The 18,066-nt window shown below is 53.6% G+C and carries 16 protein-coding genes; 9 read left to right on the top strand and 7 right to left on the bottom strand.

What is annotated here, in order from left to right; translation table 11 throughout:
- Positions 1-323: 323 nt before the first annotated feature.
- The 5 genes from IEY26_RS13305 to IEY26_RS13285 form a co-directional block, all read right to left on the bottom strand.
- Complete coding sequence (locus IEY26_RS13305) at positions 324-2,093, bottom strand: transposase (RefSeq protein WP_188979717.1); 1,770 nt, start codon at positions 2,091-2,093, stop codon at positions 324-326.
- Between the two features lie 153 nt (positions 2,094-2,246).
- Positions 2,247-3,842, bottom strand: a complete 1,596-nt coding sequence (locus IEY26_RS13300) for a flippase activity-associated protein Agl23 (RefSeq protein ID WP_188979715.1) — start codon at positions 3,840-3,842, stop codon at positions 2,247-2,249.
- A gap of 148 nt (positions 3,843-3,990) precedes the next feature.
- Positions 3,991-4,242: a hypothetical protein gene (locus IEY26_RS13295; protein WP_188979713.1), complete on the bottom strand. Its 252-nt coding sequence runs from the start codon at positions 4,240-4,242 to the stop codon at positions 3,991-3,993.
- Between the two features lie 262 nt (positions 4,243-4,504).
- Positions 4,505-5,209, bottom strand: coding sequence for a hypothetical protein (locus IEY26_RS13290; protein WP_188979711.1), 705 nt, complete (start codon positions 5,207-5,209; stop codon positions 4,505-4,507).
- Positions 5,209-5,853, bottom strand: coding sequence for a hypothetical protein (locus IEY26_RS13285; RefSeq protein ID WP_188979709.1), 645 nt, complete (start codon positions 5,851-5,853; stop codon positions 5,209-5,211). The genes IEY26_RS13290 and IEY26_RS13285 overlap by 1 nt, the downstream gene beginning before the upstream one ends.
- A 348-nt stretch (positions 5,854-6,201) precedes the next feature.
- Here IEY26_RS13285 and IEY26_RS13280 point away from each other — a divergent pair, with 348 nt between their 5' ends.
- The 7 genes from IEY26_RS13280 (at position 6,202) to IEY26_RS13250 (ending at position 14,131) form a co-directional block, all read left to right on the top strand.
- On the top strand, positions 6,202-7,011 hold the full coding sequence (locus tag IEY26_RS13280; protein WP_188979708.1) for a hypothetical protein: 810 nt from the start codon (positions 6,202-6,204) through the stop codon (positions 7,009-7,011).
- A gap of 856 nt (positions 7,012-7,867) precedes the next feature.
- On the top strand, positions 7,868-9,124 hold the full coding sequence (locus IEY26_RS13275) for a site-specific integrase (protein WP_188979706.1): 1,257 nt from the start codon (positions 7,868-7,870) through the stop codon (positions 9,122-9,124).
- 341 nt (positions 9,125-9,465) lie between these two features.
- The gene (locus IEY26_RS13270) at positions 9,466-9,918 is read left to right on the top strand and encodes a helix-turn-helix domain-containing protein (protein ID WP_188979704.1); all 453 of its coding nucleotides are present in this window, start codon (positions 9,466-9,468) and stop codon (positions 9,916-9,918) included.
- A 353-nt stretch (positions 9,919-10,271) separates the two neighbouring features.
- A complete protein-coding gene (locus IEY26_RS13265; RefSeq protein ID WP_188979702.1) occupies positions 10,272-10,904 on the top strand; it encodes a hypothetical protein in 633 nt (210 codons plus the stop codon).
- A gap of 467 nt (positions 10,905-11,371) precedes the next feature.
- Positions 11,372-11,623, top strand: a complete 252-nt coding sequence (locus tag IEY26_RS13260) for a hypothetical protein (RefSeq protein ID WP_188979701.1) — start codon at positions 11,372-11,374, stop codon at positions 11,621-11,623.
- Between the two features lie 196 nt (positions 11,624-11,819).
- On the top strand, positions 11,820-13,559 hold the full coding sequence (locus IEY26_RS13255; protein WP_229774124.1) for an SIR2 family protein: 1,740 nt from the start codon (positions 11,820-11,822) through the stop codon (positions 13,557-13,559).
- A gap of 113 nt (positions 13,560-13,672) precedes the next feature.
- Positions 13,673-14,131 (top strand): hypothetical protein, encoded by a 459-nt coding sequence (locus tag IEY26_RS13250; protein ID WP_188979699.1) that lies wholly within the window; start codon positions 13,673-13,675, stop codon positions 14,129-14,131.
- A 162-nt stretch (positions 14,132-14,293) separates the two neighbouring features.
- On the opposite strand, the gene IEY26_RS13245 is transcribed toward IEY26_RS13250, so the two are convergent.
- A complete protein-coding gene (locus tag IEY26_RS13245; protein WP_229774123.1) occupies positions 14,294-14,605 on the bottom strand; it encodes a helix-turn-helix domain-containing protein in 312 nt (103 codons plus the stop codon).
- Between the two features lie 263 nt (positions 14,606-14,868).
- The gene (locus IEY26_RS13240; RefSeq protein ID WP_229774121.1) at positions 14,869-15,123 is read right to left on the bottom strand and encodes a hypothetical protein; all 255 of its coding nucleotides are present in this window, start codon (positions 15,121-15,123) and stop codon (positions 14,869-14,871) included.
- A 196-nt stretch (positions 15,124-15,319) separates the two neighbouring features.
- On the opposite strand from IEY26_RS13240, the gene IEY26_RS13235 reads away from it, so the two are divergent.
- On the top strand, positions 15,320-16,570 hold the full coding sequence (locus tag IEY26_RS13235) for an ATP-binding protein (RefSeq protein WP_188979866.1): 1,251 nt from the start codon (positions 15,320-15,322) through the stop codon (positions 16,568-16,570).
- Complete coding sequence (locus tag IEY26_RS13230; protein ID WP_188979693.1) at positions 16,570-17,877, top strand: DUF6414 family protein; 1,308 nt, start codon at positions 16,570-16,572, stop codon at positions 17,875-17,877. The genes IEY26_RS13235 and IEY26_RS13230 overlap by 1 nt, the downstream gene beginning before the upstream one ends.
- The last annotated feature ends 189 nt before the right edge of the window (positions 17,878-18,066 follow it).

Raw genomic sequence — 18,066 nt, 5'->3', positions numbered from 1 at the left:
TCTTAGTTCCACCTCCTTCGGCCGATTCCGCCAGCGTCCCGCCGCCACACCACGACGCCGTCGACGCCCCCAGAGTCGCTTTCCCGCATTACACACCCTGCTTCCCGCAATCGCCACCCCACCCCCTGACTTCGGAGTGTAACTCAGAGTTCTGCCGTCGACGTCGAGAATATCGGCGAATCGGGTACTTGGACGCTGTCGAACCCCTCGAAGATCGCGGATGAGCAAAATTCGGCGTGAAAGTCCGCCCTGGCTGAGGAGAATTGGTGAGTCAGCCGATAGCTGCTGCTCTGGAGTCGTCGAACTCGCCGGTGTCGTGCCCCTTAATCGGGCTCGTTCTGAAGGTGAATCGCGAGCCAGTCCGCCAGCTCCCCCGCAGAGATCGCTGGCGTGTAGTCAGTAATCTCCCGGGTAACGGTCGCCTTCAGGAGAACGTCGGCGAGCCGCCAGACGTTGTACATGAGGATGCCGAACACGAAGTAGTAAATACGCAACTCGTGATTCGTTGAAGACGTCCGCGCGAGGAACTCCTGCTTGATCGCGCGGTACTCGTTCTCGATACACCACCGATTCGCGTAGTGCTCTACCCACGCTTCCGCGTCCTCTGGAGCGATCGAACGGTTCGTGATGAACGTCTGCGTCTCCCCGTCGTTCCCGGGAACGTAGAGCAACCGTGACTCGTGTGAGCCCCTCTTAACCTCGACTTCGGTCCGTTCAACCGCGACGTCTTCACCGTTCTGCTCCATTCGCTCGGCGACCTCGAGTTCGCTCGAGTGCTCGATCTTCGGCAGGAGGTAGTCGACACCGAGATCGTCGAGTGCCTGGTAGACGTCGAGTGACTCGAACCCCCGATCAGCGAGCACCAGATCGATGTTCACGAACTCTTGGGCGCGTTTCACGAGCTTTCGAACGGTTCTGTGGTAGTGATGGCTGGGGTTTTCGTCCCACGCCGAGCTCTCGACGACCGGCGCGTACGCGAGAATGACCGGCATGCTCTTCCCGACCAGTGAGAGCGTCGCGAACTTGTACGCCCGCCGCCCCGGGTCTTTCGTCCCGTTTACCTCCGAGGGGAGGTCGTCGTCGGCGTGGTAGTCCCACGTCGTGATGTCTATCGCCGCCGTCACCGGACGCTGGAGAATCTGGATATCGTTGGCAACGCTGAGCAGATTCTCTATCGACTGCGTGAACCCTGCCTGAATCGCGTCCCTGGAGAACTTGTTGACGGTACGCAGATGGGTGTCGCCGTGGGGTGTGTAGTCTTTGCCGAAGAAGTTCTCCATCCGTGACTGACCCGTCGGCGTTCCACACCCGCCCATTGCCATGAGCGCTTGTAGCTCGTCGAACCGGCTGTCGGGGTACTTCACGTTCTCTGCTCGTCCCGTATCGAACGCCCCGAATACCGTGTCTCTGGCGAGGCGGACGTGCTTTCGAATCTGGTCTTTGGAGAACTCGCCAACGTGCCGCTCACGAAGGTCAGAGTCGTTCTCTTCGACGTGTCGTGGTTGGCGGAGGTCGAGAGCGCCGTCGTTCTCGTAGGCGGCGTCGACGAGCCGCTCGCTCACCGAGAGAATGCCGCGTTTCGCTGTGTCGGAGAGGTGGTCGTCCCACGCGGCCGTCAGCGTCTGGCGCGTCGGAGCCGTGTTGTACTTCCCGAATTTAGACGGGTCGAAACCAAGGCGGACTGCCCGTGCTTCCGTCGAGAGATACTCGTAGAGCCCCTTCCAGGAGAAGCCGCCAAGTTCGCGGCAGAGGATTGCTCGGACTATCGGTTCTACATCGTACTCTCGCTGTTCGAAGTATGCGTAATCCCGATTCTGGAGAACTGTAGTGACAGGGAGGTCCCCGACGAGATCGATGAGTGTTCGCGCGCTCCCAAGGCAGTCGTGAACATCATCGACAATTGGCTGTTCTACGGCTTGTTCAGCCACCGCAACCCACTCCGGACATCTGATACGTCCTCCAGCCGGGATTGACCACCATCGAGTCGAACCATTACAGGCGCTTGAACCCGTTAAGCGGACCGAATCGCGATTCGATGTTTCAGCCTCTAAAGCTTCCAGACAAAAACCCAGAACGACCGGCGGTATTGCCAATCGCGGAAATTGAAGAATCGAATTATGCACCCAATAGCCAATCGCAACAAAACGGTATCTGGGAGTTCGCTACCAGCCGCATCCAATTCTACAGAATCCGAGAAATCCAGGCCGTGATGGATGGCCCTTCGATATCGAGTCGTGCGAGAGAAATCAATCAGTAGACCCAGATTTCGTGCAAATCACAGCTCGCTGTCGTGGGCCCGTTGGCCGGAAGTCAACCCATGGAATCCGCGTGTATGTATGGCACTTGTACCGAGGGAAGGCAGATTCAACCCGTGTACGGCTTGAGCGGGTCGTGACGAGTACTGCCGGCCGCCTATCAGAGAGCCCAACAGTTGAGTCAACCTGAATCGACGAGGCGTTCGCTTGGGCAATGTACCACGGGAGCGGAAGACGATGATTCCAGTTCGCCCAATACGACCCGACATACCCGACATCAACACCCCTGCCCGTCGGCTGAGATTCGATTGTGTGCATCGCGGGCCGAGCCTGTGTAGGCATCTGACTCGGCTGAGCGAGTGGATTGTATATCGCTCCGGGTGCGACAAAACTTGTGAGGAGTAGCGCGATACCGAGATACGCGATGACAGCCGCGAATCCGATGTCAGTGCGGCGTGAGTTGTGCCCCACAGCGGAGCGAGCAAGCCTCGCCATCCCGATGGCAGCTGGAATCGTGAGTGGAATAAGGACGTGGAGTGCAATCCATGCGCTCATTAGATCCGTCGAATACGGGTAGCCAATTACACTTAGACCGGCCCATATCGCTGCGAACCGAACAATCTGCCGGTCTGTCCATGCATCGCGAATCGTCCAGCTGGCGAGACCGAGAGTCGCCGCGCCCCCTGCGAGAAGAAGCCCGATGAGGAGTACGAGAAACCCAAGGTACGAGTGTACGACGTGTCCGGTTCCGAGCACCCAGTACGAGAATCCGGTTTGAGCGGGAGAAATTAGTCCGACGGTGAGGATTTCACCGACGTTCTCCGGAGCGAGAACCAACGACCAGAGCGAGGGTTGGCTGACGTTTCGTGGGAGATAGAGCTCCAGAACGACGAGGAGGAAGGCGAACGCGGCAAGACTGAGTTTTCGAGCCCATTCTCGAGACCACGACTCTCTCCAGCGTCGTGTGAGCACCAGCAACCCGTTACGCTCGGAATACTGGCGATATCTCAATGCAGAGAGGATGAGACCAGTAGCGAACCAAGCGCCGAGGTAGAGGAGGAAGTTTTCTTTTGTCGTTGTCCCGAGAGCGAGCATCACCGCACTCCCCACCACGTACCGTGTGTGCCCTGTGTGGTAGGTTCGTAACAGGAGTCCGAGTGCGGTGAACATGAACGTAGCGACGAGAATATCACTGCGAGCGAACCGCGAGTAGTGAACGAGAATCGGGTTCGCCGCGAGGAGTAGCGCGAGGCAGGTCAGTTCGCCGCGGTCGAGGTAGTCTCGATAGAGCCACGCGGCAAGTGGAAGGGAACCACCAATGATTGCCATCGGGAGGCGCATCGTGAAGTCAGAGACACCGAATAGTTTGAACGCGAGATCGTCTGCATGGAAGATAAACGGACCGTGGAAAAGTGGGTCGTAGCTGTAGGTTCCAGTTCTCGTAAAGTGTAGAATTTGGACGGCAATCCTGGCTTCGTCCCAATGGGCTATCCGGTGTCCAAGTAACACCAGACGGAGGGCGATAGACGCACCCGTGATTACGAGGAGGATGACGTACGTTGTCCGTGTGGAAAGCTGGTCCGACATGAGTTGTAGTGATGGCGAACAGGGATAGGCGGTTGAGAACGCGTTGAACTCTGGTTAGACTCGTGTGGGGTGTGGCGTGTGATTGTAGGGGACTACGTGACGTAGGGAACGGACACGTTAGTCGAACGAAGGGTGAAACCGACGGGAGTTAGGCGACGTACCCGAGGGCCAAACCGACGATAACGGCAGCAGTGTTTATCCCTGTAAGAGTTCGTTTTCGGTCGGTTTGTCGCCCAACGACGATGCCGATGACTCCAAGGAGGAGGGTTCCGCCGATCCCGATTAGGAGCATCGGTCCGAACTTGACATTGACATTGCGAGCGTACCGAAGATAAGGGTTCATCGAGAGGGCGATCAGTGCGGCGAGGACGGAAACACCGATTAGGTACTTCTGATTCATATATCCATAATCTTCCCAGATTTGTAAATACTTTGTGTGAACATAAATTTGGGACGCTCTCGTACTTAAAGCACTATGGTCATTCGACAGCGATAGAAACTTGCTATTCAGACGTCAAGCAAGAGGTACTCGACGTGGGTACTTAGTGAACGATTGTTTCAGCAATGTCGGGTTTCGAGTCAATAGAGTTTCAACAGAGCCGTACGTTTCTAATTCAAGTGTCGCCTTCCAGAGGAAAAACGTCGAAAGGAGTGAAAGCGTCTTAGTGTTGAGAGTCCCAGGTTGAGGCGTCGTTCATCGTACACGAACTGTACTTTGAGTAGTTGAACGCCCCGTCAGTGTGGCAGTAGCCTTCGCAGGCGATCCCTTGCCGGTTGTTCGTACCGTTGCAGTAGGTTCCGACTGGGGTATCGTCTCCAGCGTAGGCCATGTAGGAGATATTATTATTGTCAAGGGTGTAGGCAGCCCCCATCGGAGTAATCTCGTACATTTGATTATCGCTGTTACAGCAGTTCGCATGAGCGTTCGCATGTTCACCCCCGGTCCGACCTGAATCATACGCCCAGGTGTGGCCCGCTTCGTGCCAGGACATAATTCGTGCCTCAAGGGCAGAGATCTGTGTCCCAGCATAGACGGTACAGCCGTGACACCACTCTCCGCTGGCGTATTCGTACGCGATATTCCGCCCGTACCCCCACGACCAGTTGTCATGGGGTATCAGGACAGTTTCACTCGGAGTGAGGTCGGCATGCTCGGAATCGTTATGGATCTTGTCCAGAACCGTCTTGATAAAGTCGACTTCTCCGTTCGTACTCCCGATGGAAACAGATCCGTAGGAGTAGTGACTGAACGGCCCACTGATGTTCGAGTCCATGTAGCTGGCGATGTCCGAAGCCGCATCATCGACGGTACTCTTGTTGGTCACTCCTGAATTTGCCCAGGCCGTGGAAACGTAGTGAGTCGTCATTATTGTCCCTCCTTGAACCGCCGAACGTCCAGTCGGCCGTAGTTCTGAACATGAACTACGGGGGTGATACTCGTGGATTTCTCCTTCTTCTTCTTTCCGTTCGTTTTGGTGTGAACCGTTCTGGGATCCAGCTCGATTTCGTTGCTCGATCCGGCTTCAACAGAGTACGAACCTCCGTCGACCGAAACCTGGACTCCGCCTGAGGATTCCCGAATTACTGGTTGTGGTGATTTGTAGTTTCGACTCAAGAGTACAGCTGACCCACCCCCCAGCTCTGCTCGTTTGTTACTTGTCCCGAATGCCCCTTTTCCTGCTTCATGATAGCCGCCCCCAGGAACGTCCACGAGGACATTGTCTGTGATGAAGGAGGTGACGAGGTCGGCCGACACGAACGGGTAGACCATCATGTCTGAATTCTCCATGTCAACGACGTAGTCTGAGACACTGTCGTTGTTGTCGCGCGGGAAGTTGGGAGCGTCTTTGTGAGTCAGGGAAACTCGCACGAGCTTTGTCCCTCCGAGTGACGTATCTTTTGCGGCAGCACTTACGGTCTGAACGTTTGATAGGCCTAGAAGGCCTGCTCCAGTAACTGCTGCGGATGATGCGAGAACTTGCCGACGGGATACCGATTGATTGTCTGACATCCAGGTCAAACATCACCCCGGTGTCAGTTGAACCCACGCACAGATATATTTCCGGAAACAATGATTAATACTATAACAAGACTAGATTGGATATGTTATTGACACAAAGCCGGGGTAGAATCTCTCAAGTGGGGGTAGGATAGCCAACGACCCAAACGACGAGTTGTTGATAGACACTCCTGATGTAATCTTATAGTCTCATATGTCTGTCCATTTATGTAGAAGTCGATGAGTGAGCAGTACACAACGACCAACCATTCAAGGTTCGGTAAAGACTGGGTAGTTTGGATTCGGGAAGCAACACAGGGATAAAGTTCATACGCTTGTTATGTATCTCCCAGTATAGAGATGACTAGATTCAAGCAGGCGGAGTACACAGGCGAAAACCGATGCACACCGTGCACCGTCATAAATGTACTAATCTCCATATTTTTGAGTCTGGTAATCGGGTTTTTCTCCCAAATCATTGGTGGAGTGGCGTTCATTCTATTCTTAGCCGCAATCTATTTTCGGGGCTACCTAATTCCGGGGACTCCAAAACTGACGAAAAAGTACCTTCCGGTATTTGTACTTAGAGCGTTCGGCAAGGAGATTGAATCCCCACCCACAGGTTTGGAGAGTAATTCCGACCCCGCACAGAACCAAAGCTCGAATAATGCCATAGATAATCCGGAGCAATTCTTTTATAGACATAATGTCGTTGCTCCTTGTGATTCATCGGACGATCTATGCCTCACAGAAAGCTTCTCAAGCGTCTGGAAAGACGAAATAAGAGCTCTACCAGACTGCACGGCACACGATGCAGCCATTGCATTTCAGTTATCAGATTCGAATCTCAGACTTATTGAGACCAACTCGGGAGTTGCCCTAAAGAATGAGAAGGGATCAATCGGCGAATGGCCCTCAAGATCGGCATTCGAGGTAGACATTGCTGCGGCGAAAGCACTGGACGGCTTCGTTCCAGATTGGTGGTCTCGAACCGGTGATGAACGAGGATGGCTTCTATCTTCCCTCCGCTTGTTTACACCAATATGCCCGCATGAGAATGGGCCAGCAAGCATGGAAGAGGACATGATTGAGACCTGTTGTAGCACTCAGGACCGTCTCAAAGTAGTCTGTGAGCAGAACAATGAGGTTCTCTTTGAACACCGCCTTTAGTCGCAACTTCGCCAACAAAGCGATTCGAAGGGAGTGGTTAGCAGTAACTCAACCTGAATAGATACTCATTCTTTTGGACACTCTTACTTCGGAGTGTAACTTGGGCCGTCATCGTCGACATTGAGATCCAGTGTAAAACTCGTTTGAGCCGGGAAGAACCAGTAGATTAGGTGATGGCTGTCGCTCCAGACTTCTCAACCCTGACGACTGTCGATTCCTTAGTCGAATTCGTCTTGGAGGTGAATCGCGAGCCGGTCCACCAGCCCGCCTAGAGTAACCGCCGGTGAGTAGTGCATCAGCTCCCGAGAAACGTCCATTCTTAAAAGTGACGTTGGAGAGCTGACAGACGTTGTACATGAGAATGCTGAACACGAATTAGGTCTCATGCAGAGCGTGGTTCACCGATGATGTTCGCACTGGGAATTTATGCTTGAATGGTGAAATATGGTCTGGTTTCGGGCTCAATAACACAGTGTAGGGGTAACTTGGTAGCATGCCAGAACAATCCTCTTAACGCCTCTGGGCGACAGCTTTTGTGGTGAAACCTGCCGGAAACAGCCTATTTACAGAAATCCACCTCCGAACTAGGGCCACCCGCGGGAACCAATTTTGTATAGCGATATATGGTATACGCATTTTCCTCGCCATCCGGCGCACGAGCGTGTTGTCTGGTTGTCTGGACGGGACAACCACGAAACACAAAAACTAAGCAATCGGACTGTATCGCTCTATCCACCGAAACCCATGCCCTTAGAATCGGCACCAGGCACAGCGAGCGGCCTTCTCCACCGCTCCAGCGCCGCTCACTCGGGGGGATATAAATGACACCAGCGTCGCTTTGCACTGCCACGAACTAATGCCGAACTACGCCCGCTTCGACGGCCTCGACGACTTCGCCCAGTTCTACCGCGAGGAGATCGCGCCGGCGATTCGGGCCGACCCGGACGTCGACGTCGACCCCGACCGTGAGACTCCCACCTACCGATGGCTGAAGGCTAATTACTCGGGGTTCGTTGAACGCCTCCGACGCGATCACGACTGCTCCCCCGGGGAGTTCTACGACGCCGTCGGGCTCCCGCCGAACCCGGACGCCGGCAGCGATGGGTGGGAGCTCGGCCACGAACCCACCGTTCGCGGCCTGGAGGACTACCTCGAGGAGCTCGAACGCGACCGGGGGCGCGCCGCGACCACGGTCAACCCCCGCCGGTCCAGACTGAAGACCTACGTCACCACCTACCGGGAGGTGAACGAGACGGGCGACCTGCTCTCGCCGCTGCTGGACGAGACGGCGAAGCCCGACGAAATCGCGCGCGTCCGGGATACGTTCCGCGTCCTCGACGACGAGTTGGGAACCCTCGCCTCGAAGAAGAAGTACGTTTCTGCGGTCAAAAACTGGTACACGTTCCTCGTGGAGATGGGCCGCGGCCTCTACAACCCCGCGGAGAACCTCCTCAACCGCTTCGGGTGGGACGAAGACCCCGTATACGACCATCCCGCCCTCGGCCGCGACGACCTCGACGCCATGCTCGCCGCCGGCGACCCCGACGAACGCTTCCTCCTCCTCGCGCTCGCCGGCTGGGGGTTACGGCCCGTCGAAGCCTGTGAACTCCACGTCGACCAGCTCGAACTCGCCCCCGACGGCGACGTTCCCTACGTCGAGTTCGAGGCGGGGCAGCGCAAGAACGCCCGCCGAACCCGGAACACGGTCGAACTCCTCGTCGGCCTCGACGCCGTCCGTGAGCGGATCGACACGCTCGCCGAACACGACGGCTGGACCGGCCACCTCCTCCCCGGCCGGTCGGTCGGGCGTCCCATGTCGACGGAGACGGCGCGGCGGTGGTTCCGCGACCTCGGCGAACGCGCCGGCATCACCATCGACGGCAGCCACCCGCTCCCGAAGATGGGACGCCGGACGTGGTATCGGCTCTACCGCCAGCAACGCCCCTCTATCGACGCCGGCACCGCCGCCGTCGCCGCCGCCCAGGGCTCCAAGGACGCCGATATCTCCGAGCGGAACTACCTCGACGAGCGAACCCGCCGGCAGGCCCGCGCCGACGCCATGCGCGAACTCGTCCAGGAAGAACTCGCAGACATCTTCGACGAGCACCTATAAACGATATATCGCGATACGTATCTGGTCGAATCAGTGGTCCACAGGTTCGGAAGGTAGAAACCTACAAATCAGAAAGTATCTGACAATTATGGGTGCTACAAAACCAACGAAACTAATCCAACGGCCTAATGCCAATATTATTGCCAATTTGAGCTGGGTGGTGAGAGGACCTGTGCGTTCAGAGTCTGTGAATAGTTTTACCGGAACCCGTCCTGAGTCGTAGTTGGCAGTCGCAATTTGAGTGGCAATGGAGTTAAAGTAGGGGCCTCAATTCTATTTCACTAATCCTGATTCAGGGTTCGCCAAAACAGACAAGGGGGTGGATGCACGTGGGAGTGATAATGGCTCAGTCCACGGAAGACGACGAGGAACCAACTTTTGATACGCCAAGCGACACGGAGCGAATCAGGCAGATGCGTGCGGTCTTGAGTGAAACGCGACTAGGTCTCGTCCAACAAGTCCTGGCCTCAGGTTCAGGCGCGCTGTCGGTCGAGGAGTTAGCATACCGGAATACCGACCTCAACGAGCGTACGATAGACTATCACCTCCGGGAACTCGCTGACGAGGGCGTCGTAACCCGGCTCAAGGCTGACGATCCAGCGAACGACCTGCCAAATACGTACTGGGCTGTGACCGAAACCGGCCTCGAGCTACTGAAGCGCCTCGGCTTCTACGAGGAAATCGCCGTGCTTGCGGAAGCAGACTCCGCCCTCACCCGCACAACGCGAATCAAGACGATCGAAAATTTCGAGGGGCGCCCTGAACCTGATTGGTACGACACCTCCGAACTCTAAGAACAGTATTATCGATGTGTATCTTCGGATGGGTGAGGCTTCTTTTTGGAGTGGCCCCCGGAAATGGCGTAATGAGCGATATCAGATCGGAATTGGGGAGGTGGTGGGGGTTTTGGACTCAATCTAACACGGGTTTAATCGGCGCCGCTGACTGTGGACAAGGTTAAACCAGTCTCGCAATCTGGTCAAATGGACGTCTACAAATATTCATAGGGGAGACACTTCACCAACCCGCACGGTTACCTTGCGGTCAAGCAGGTGAGAGCGTCGGTTCCGGGTCTCACCAGTGATTCATTTCAGTTGTTCACCCAGGGCAACGTCTTTGCTATATGGCGTCCAATTGATTGCTGTTGATGGCCGACAGACCGTTCCAGTCTCAGCTAAGTAAAGCGGAGCAGGAGCTGTCGGAGATCTTTGACGGTAGTCACCTGGTCGGCTTTCGGAACGACATTGAGTCAATCTGGACAGAGAATCGAACGGAAGAGTCGTGGGAAATTGACTCCAAAGAGGTTGCTCTGGAAGTACACACCGCCTTGCAGAACTCTCGAAAGAAAATCCTGACAGTCGAAGATGGGGTGAATAAGCTCCAAGTTTTTGATGGCCTTACGGGCGGAATGCTTGGATTCGGCCTATATATCCTTCTCACACATCTCGGCCTAAGTGGGGTTCCCGCAGTCGTCCCTTCGATTGCTGTGTTCCTATTCTTCACTCTAATCAACCACGGCCTGCTATTCACGAAAGCGCTGATCAATCTCGCATGCTATACTTCCGCGAATCCTCGAGATCAGGATTCAGTTCTCCTGTTCAAGCGCGGATGGAACGCGAAGGTATTGAGCAGTAACTCGTCAATTATCGGGATTCTCGTAGTCGCTCTAATTCGCCGGGTGTGGAGAGGTGGGTACGAACATGGCTTGGACTTCCTTCAGCGATGGGATATGCAGAACAACGTCTTAGAGAAAGACGTGAGCGTACTCGACGTTATCTGAGATGGTCTCTCAAGAGTTATTAGAAGAAAGCCGCTTTATCGAACCAGCAGATGGTTGGTATCCTCTCGGTGCTTGGACTTGGTGTGAGCCTCTTGGGAGTGGTTTTAGGATACGTGTACTACCGTCACGGGAACAAACCGACAGCATCCGAAATCGCTTCTGAATTACGGGACAGTCTCTTTTCACATACGAACGACCGAGTGCTTCGGACAAACCGGCATTCAGTAAATGTAGTTGATGTTAAGGTAACGGACAACTCCGACTAGATAAGCGCATATGAAAACGCAGATCAGCAATTAGGATACGCCCTGATCAAGGGCCTGTTTTTAGGAAAGGCAGAGGTAATCGCACAGTTTGAAATCCCGGACACACCACCTCGTGCCGAAGATATCGAGTCCCACCCGTACTATGGAAAGGAAGTCCATTTTTCTGACTCTGACTCTGGAACAGGCGGATACGACGTAACTGTGTCAGATCAAACACTCATTGTCAATGTGAATCTGTTTGCAGATTCCACGAGAAGAGGTGCGGTAGCCGTGTTAATGACCATGATAGTTGTATCACAGATTATCGACGATATTCTCTCTGGCAAAATCGAGGACCAAGACGAGATCCCCTCCTTTGAGGAGTTTATGAGTCGAACCAGCCGGGAGGATGTTGAACACCCCGTCATTCCGATGGAAGAATTAGCAAAAACGAACTTCGAATTTCCCGATTAGACTGGATCTCTGAGTTCATCTCTCTGTCTTCCGTTCCCACCACTCGCTCTTCCCTAGTTGTCAAGCACGTCTTAGGGAACGTCTACGGAGTGCTTCTCTGAGACGAGGACTGATTGTCTCCAAATGTGGCAACATTTAGAGGAACACGCTCCGATGATGAATCTATGATTCACAGCCTTGCGGCGGAGGGAAACCAATGGTAGACGCTCGGATGTCACTGACGTTCTCAGTACGGAACAACCCCGGCAGATACGCACTCCTTCTTGGATCCGGCGTCTCCACGGAAGCCGGTATTCCGACGGGCTGGACCGTCGTCTCCAAGCTCGCTCAGCGTGCCGCCGCCACCGAGGGAACACCAATTGACGACGACACTGACCCGACTGACTGGTATGAGGAAACCTATGACGAACCAGCGACGTATGAGAACCTTATCGAGGGGCTAGCAAGAACACAAACTGAGCGTCGATCACTTCTCGAGGATTTCTTCGAACCAACCGAGGAAGAAGCTGAACGAGGTGAGAAGACTCCAACCGAAGCCCATGAGAGTATTGCATGGCTCGTTGAAAAGGGCTATATTGACGTCATCCTCACGACGAACTTCGACCAACTCCTTGAACAAGCGCTTCGTGACCGAGGTGTAAATCCTGTCGTCATCTCTGGAGAAGAGAGTGCTCAAGGCGCGGAACCCTTACAGCACCAAGATGCGGTCGTCGTGAAGGTGAACGGCGACTACAAGCAGACCAACGTCAAGAATCTCAGCTCGGAACTAGAGTCGTATTCCGAGCCGATTCGGCAGATCATTGACCGCGTGTTCCAAGAGTATGGGTTGATCGTCTGCGGTTGGTCGGGAGAGTACGACACGCGCCTTCGCCAGTCTCTCCAGGAATGTGAAACTCATCGATACTCGACGTACTGGACCTACTACAGCAACTTAGGGGACATTGCCGGTGAATTGGTTGCGCATCGTGATGCCTTCACGATTCACCATGACGGAGCGATTTCGCTCTTCACTGACCTCCAAGGCCGAGTTCAAGCACTAGCGGACGCGGAAGAGGGGGAGCCGTTGTCAACACCGATTGCGCGAGAGCGGGCGAAACGCTATCTTCCACGCGACGAACACCGAATCGATCTCGCGGACCTCATCCGTGAGACGGCGGTGCGTACAGGGAAGAACGTACAAAATGAGGAACGATTCCCACTCAGTACGGAGCAGTTGGATGACGACTTCTCATTTACAGATCGATATCAGGAATACGGGAACCTGACGCAGACAATAGTCGCCGTAGTGATGACCTGTGCGTACTGGGGTGGTGAGACAGTAAATTCAGGAAAAGACCCCATCTCTGATAGTCTCTCTACCCTTACGCCAAGTCAGAGCCCCACTAGTCAGTTCAATGGAAAATTGAACGATTTGCGGCGGTACCCTGCCACTCTCGTTCTGTACGGTGCTGGGCTCGCCGGAGTGGCTGGCGATAACTGGGATCTTGTTTCTACTCTACTAACTAACCCCGTTGAGATATCGAACGTACGTTCGGCCCAACCCAGTGAGGAGCTTCCTGCTAAGGCCCTACATCCACAATGGCTCACCGGTGAGTGGGGAAGGGGTTTCGATAGAGAAGGTGCAGAACAGTCTCTTCGTTCGTCTATGAAACAAACGCTAGAAGATCCAGGAATGGAGTTTTTCGTGTCGGAGAGCCAGTATGAGCGTGCCTTTGAGAATTTTGAAGTGTTGTTCGATGTGTTGTGGTACGCTGAGTCCGGTGGGGAGCATGTGGTGTCTCTTGGGACGACGTATTGGGGCGAGACGTTAAATCGGATGGAAGAGGCGGTAGAAGAGCAACAGGAGAACTGGGCACCAATTCGAGCAGGTGTCTCCGACCTGACTAGCGACGAAGTCATGGCTATCCTGGACGAACTAAGGGACCTCAATCACTAACCAACGACATGACTCATTTCTACCCAATCAAGTTCAAATGATTAGATCGATTGGATGAGTTCCAGATATTTCACGGTTGGACCTTTAAGCACTTGTCTGAATACTGAATTTCAATGGAAACGTACTCATTAACGGATCCCCAGCGCGACCGCGCTAAAGAACTTTATCACAAAGTTGACGACGGTGAGATTAGTGCCTCAACCGAACTCGTCAACGAATGGAAGACACCTCCCCGAATACCGGACCCAAAGCTTGGCTCCGACTCGGACTATCTTCCGTACCCCGAGGAGACCGAGTTCATCAACCCCTCAAACATTGCAGGAACCTTTGAATCAAACATCAACCGGTTCAACAGTGGTCGTATCAAAAGCCACCTTGCACGCTTTCACAACGACGAATTTTGGCGAGAGGACCCTGCTCCACCACGGCTACAGAAAATCGATAACGAATACTACGTCACGTCTGACGGCATCCACCGCTCGCTCACCGCAAAGGCACTAGCTCTCCCTGAATTGAAGTGTATCTACTCTATTCCACCCGAAGAGGTCCTTGTTCACCGTAAGGACCGATAGTCCGGTATTGTCGTCCGAGTTGCGGCCTCGTCTTGCGTAAGGTCTTCTTCACTCGTTATAGTCTGCGAACCTCTCCAAGTCGAATTTACCGTCGCTCAGACGAGCCGTGTAACCGGCCAAGACAAACCCCTGGTCCTTCGAAAGAGCTTCTGGCCTTTCCGATTATTTGCCCTCCTGTTTACTAATAGTGGATTCCTCTTTGACCAGTTCCTGGATTCCAGTCGCCAACCCTTCGGTAAGGATGACGTGCCCGAGGTCAGTGAGCTCGTAGTAGGAGTACGTCTCTTCGGTTCCGGTATTCGGGTCGCGGCGGTTCCGAATGAGCGCGGACCGCTTGAGCTTCCGGAGGTAGTAGTGCAGGTCGTTGTCTTCGCGGTCGAGCATCATCCCGAGCTCGCTGGTGCTGAGTTTGCCTTCTTCGCTAAGTGCACGAAGGATGTTGAACGCGGGTTTCGAGGCGGCTACTTTGTACATTTCCAGATAGTCTTCAATCGAGAGAAGGCTGTCCTCCGGGAGAATACTCTCCAAGTCAAGATCTGCATCCCCTATCGACGGAGGTTGTTGAGACATCCTTGAGTAGTGATGAAGTCGCCACCATATTAAATTTTCTTAACCCGGTATTGCGGGGAGAGTACGGTGACGCGCCTCAAACGAAGCTCAGGGCGGAGTTAGTGGTTACAAGTTTGGCGAATAGTGGTTTCTGAGATGGTTGATAGACACGAATTCGGACAGATTCCCTAAACCAGGCCTTCGTCATTAGCAAAACTAATCGCCTTAATCAAGAGCGAGAGTATCGCTAGTAGCCCTGCTATCTCAAAAATCACAAAGGGATGGTCTGCAAGTACCATCGCTAAGTCTTCCACCCAGTGAATATTGTAGAACGCGGATAGAATCGATCCGATGACTAGCATCAAGACAAGAAGCATTAGCAGAGACACAAAGATTCGCAGTTTCCCTGGTCCCGCAGTGTGTTCGGGAATAATATCGTCCATGACCGGTGAACTGCGCGAAGAAAATTAAATCCGGGGTGTACATAGTGATGAACTCTAACCAGTATAGTTGAAGCAAAGGACTCGTGCGTGGCGTTGGATATGTTCATCGAACGGATACACTTAACTGCTTCATTCACTCTTTTCCTCAGCCAAATTGGCGAAGATATCATAAGTGGTAGGCGAGAAACGGCGAAATATGGGAAATGTCCGGGTGTTACAAGTACTCGCTGTAGAGGATCAGCATCTATTGGTCTATGACAATGGGGAGATTATTCAGGTCAAGAATGAGATTTCGAGCCAAGTAACTCCCGGTGATTTCGTTGAGGTTGAAGACCACTACACACGGGATAAGGCGGTTGGATTTGCGCGAGAGGATGACCCATCCGGACAACAAGGAATCATTGAGAAGAAGACGGATGATCTTCTTCTAGTGAGGACTGAGACTGGGAAACAGGTTCTACCTATTCCGGAGGAAGATGTCTCGCCTGGTGACGGCGTGTTGCTCACGGATTTAGGGGAATTCTACACCGTGTTTGAGGAGGATATCGTTGATCTTGACGATGATGACGGGGGAAGTTTGCGGCGCGGGGTGAACGACATGGATCCGTCTGACCTTGAACCAGAAAACGTCCCTGACAAGCAGTATTCTGACTTCGGTGGGATGGATGAGGTTGTTGAGGAAGTGGAATACAAAGTGCAAGTCCCGCTCAAGGAACCAGAGCGGTTCGAAGATGTCGGGATGGATGCTCCGAAAGGCGTGCTGTTCTACGGCCCGCCAGGGACTGGCAAAACGTATCTGGCGAAAATTGTTGCCAACCAGGTAGAGGACGCGTCGTTTTACAGTATTCGGGGCCCAGAGCTGTCTGCCGAATTGGTTGGAAGGACAGAGCGGTTACTTCGCGGATTATTCGAGAAGGCCCAGAACAACCCGCCAGCGATCATCTTCTTTGACGAGATTGATTCTGTAGCACCACGACGAGACAAAACGATGGATTCTGGCCGCAGAACCGTCGGTCAATTGCTATCGTTGATGGATGGCATTGAGGATCGTGGCCGGGTGGTAGTCATTGGGACGACCAATTTGATAGAGGCAATTGATCCAGCACTTCGGCGCCCTGGTCGGTTTGGACGTGAAATCGAATTCCACCGCCCGTCACGTGAAGGCAGACGAGAAATTCTCGACATCCACAGACCGGATGTTGAATTCGCTGATACCGTGTCGTTTGATGACCTTGTGGAGAAGACGGAAGGGTGGACGGGCGCCCATATTGAGTCATTGTTCGAGGAGATTGGGGAGATTCTCTTGAAGGAAGAACGGGACCGGGAGGGGTCCCCGACGATTCGTCGAATGGATGTCGAGCGCGCCTATGAGAGAGTGCAGGCACAAATCAATAACAAGGAGGCGCAACGACGACGAGAGCAAGAAGCTGAGGAGGGTTCAGGCTAATGGGATTGAGAGATCGGATTTCGAGTCTGCTGGGCAGAAAGAATGGAGATGAACAATCTCCGAACGGCGAGTCACCAGAAACCGGCTCTGCCGGGGAATCCAACGGCGGAGAACCAGATGTTGAAGCAGACGATCGTGAGTACGAGAGGGAGCTTCGGGAGTTTGTTTATCTGGATCGGGATAGTGTTGTGAGTCTTCTCGCGTCAATTGAGGGTGCCATCAAGCAGGAACGGATTGAGCAGATCGGGAGTCGATCAAAAGAGCGTGTTGCTGGTGGTGTGAATGCGAGTATTTCCGGGGTTGGCGCGAAGGTAGAGGGTGAGCAGGTGGAGATGGGAGAGAGTTCATCCGAAGTGGTACACAACTATGCGATTCAGTCCCTCTTTGACCAGTTAGATAAGCATCGACGGCGCGATGAGGATGTCGGTCTCATCGATTCGGACGAGGAGACCGAGGTAGATGTGTCTGAAGTGATTCGAGGGAAGATTCTTCGGGTTGATGTTGAGCTGGAGACGCACTACCTGTATCGATTTTATAAGGTGATGATGTACCTTCAAGAGAATATTCCCGAGGCGGTTGGTCCAGAGGACGAAGATGTCTTAGAGCTTATCGAATCCATGTTTGGGGCGGAGATTCCAGTGAGTGGACGCGTTCTCGATTACCAAGTAAAGGATGGGAGAATCCAGCCAGGTGACCCCGACGATTCTGACGGAGTGCCGCTTCATATCGTGGGTCAGTTGAATGCCCTGAAGCTCTGGCAAGACGTTCCTGATGCCCTGTTTGACGAGGAAGAATACACTGTCTTCTGTCGTGTTGAGGAGACGTATGACGAGGAGTCGTGGCACCCACTGAGCCTCGCACAGAAAATCGAAACGGTCTCTTCGCCGCTAGCTCAGCTATTAACTCAATTTATGGAACGTGCGGCGGCCCTCGCCAAAGAGGAGGCGAGTGATACTGTCAATGATGATGCGGACCTAGATGAGTGGGTAGATACGCTTGCTAAATTTGATGAACGAGCAGGTATTGATGAGGTTGGGGATGATCTTCATCGGGAGTTCCTGACCGGATACGTAGTTGAAAAAGGGGTCCTAGGACTCTCTCCATCTGGAGGAACCGAACTGATTGACTTTTACACCGATTATGCAACGTATCTTCGAGACCACGGTGTCTCCCTCTCAAAGAATGACGAATCTGAGGCTACTGACTACATGATATTCGACGAATACACGTCTTTGAGTAGCGAAGGAGAGACGATAGATGTCGACGCTCTCCAAATCGAATCGCAAATAGTTGCTATCTATTGGTGATGCTAGTTCAGGCTGAGTCAAACCCCTTCAGGTAGACTCTACACCATATATCCTTCCAGTCGGGAACGAAAGTGGTGCTATGTTGATCGGCTCACACCGATATCGCTTGGCGGGTTCTTGCTATTCATTCATCGTTAGTCATTCAGTTACTCAGGCGTGTAGTAGCACGGACAAGCGACCTTGTAGATG

Source organism: Halocalculus aciditolerans, from assembly GCF_014647475.1.
Classification (GTDB): domain Archaea; phylum Halobacteriota; class Halobacteria; order Halobacteriales; family Halobacteriaceae; genus Halocalculus; species Halocalculus aciditolerans.
This window is presented reverse-complemented; position numbering and strand designations above follow the sequence as displayed.

Bases quoted from the DNA above. Each gene is read 5' to 3' on its own strand.
- IEY26_RS13300 (WP_188979715.1), bottom strand. From the start codon at position 3,842: ATGTCGGACCAGCTTTCCACACGGACAACGTACGTCATCCTCCTCGTA.
- IEY26_RS13295 (WP_188979713.1), bottom strand. From the start codon at position 4,242: ATGAATCAGAAGTACCTAATCGGTGTTTCCGTCCTCGCCGCACTGATC.
- IEY26_RS13290 (WP_188979711.1), bottom strand. From the start codon at position 5,209: ATGACGACTCACTACGTTTCCACGGCCTGGGCAAATTCAGGAGTGACC.
- IEY26_RS13285 (WP_188979709.1), bottom strand. From the start codon at position 5,853: ATGTCAGACAATCAATCGGTATCCCGTCGGCAAGTTCTCGCATCATCC.
- IEY26_RS13280 (WP_188979708.1), top strand. From the start codon at position 6,202: ATGACTAGATTCAAGCAGGCGGAGTACACAGGCGAAAACCGATGCACA.
- IEY26_RS13275 (WP_188979706.1), top strand. From the start codon at position 7,868: ATGCCGAACTACGCCCGCTTCGACGGCCTCGACGACTTCGCCCAGTTC.
- IEY26_RS13270 (WP_188979704.1), top strand. From the start codon at position 9,466: ATGGCTCAGTCCACGGAAGACGACGAGGAACCAACTTTTGATACGCCA.
- IEY26_RS13265 (WP_188979702.1), top strand. From the start codon at position 10,272: ATGGCCGACAGACCGTTCCAGTCTCAGCTAAGTAAAGCGGAGCAGGAG.
- IEY26_RS13255 (WP_229774124.1), top strand. From the start codon at position 11,820: ATGGTAGACGCTCGGATGTCACTGACGTTCTCAGTACGGAACAACCCC.
- IEY26_RS13250 (WP_188979699.1), top strand. From the start codon at position 13,673: ATGGAAACGTACTCATTAACGGATCCCCAGCGCGACCGCGCTAAAGAA.
- IEY26_RS13245 (WP_229774123.1), bottom strand. From the start codon at position 14,605: ATGTACAAAGTAGCCGCCTCGAAACCCGCGTTCAACATCCTTCGTGCA.
- IEY26_RS13240 (WP_229774121.1), bottom strand. From the start codon at position 15,123: ATGGACGATATTATTCCCGAACACACTGCGGGACCAGGGAAACTGCGA.
- IEY26_RS13235 (WP_188979866.1), top strand. From the start codon at position 15,320: ATGGGAAATGTCCGGGTGTTACAAGTACTCGCTGTAGAGGATCAGCAT.
- IEY26_RS13230 (WP_188979693.1), top strand. From the start codon at position 16,570: ATGGGATTGAGAGATCGGATTTCGAGTCTGCTGGGCAGAAAGAATGGA.